At 45.7% G+C, this 282-nt stretch carries 1 protein-coding gene; it reads right to left on the bottom strand.

Annotated features, from left to right (window positions below):
• A partial coding sequence (locus A3712_RS13560; protein ID WP_331710885.1) for a glyceraldehyde 3-phosphate dehydrogenase NAD-binding domain-containing protein occupies positions 1-282 on the bottom strand: 282 nt, incomplete at both ends.

The raw sequence follows: 282 nt of genomic DNA, 5'->3' as shown, positions 1-282 counted from the left end.
TGTTGTCGTTAACACCAACCACGATGTTTGCGATGCCTTCTTCTTTAACAGGTGCAGAAACTACAACGCGCTTCACGCCTTGCTCTAGGTATGTGTTTAGGAAAGAAGTCTTACGGTGAACACCTGTCGCTTCGATCACAACATCACAACCAGACCAATCGATCGCGTCGATGTCACACTCTTTAGTGGTTTTGATGCGTTGACCATTGATGATCATCTCATCGCCTTCAGTTGTCACTTCATGGTTCCAGCGACCTTGAACTGAATCGAACTCAAGAAGAT

It is taken from the genome of Vibrio sp. HI00D65 (genome assembly GCF_001635455.1).
GTDB lineage: Bacteria > Pseudomonadota > Gammaproteobacteria > Enterobacterales > Vibrionaceae > Vibrio.
The sequence above is the reverse complement of the archived record's forward strand: the minus strand, read 5'-3'. Positions and strand labels throughout refer to the sequence as shown.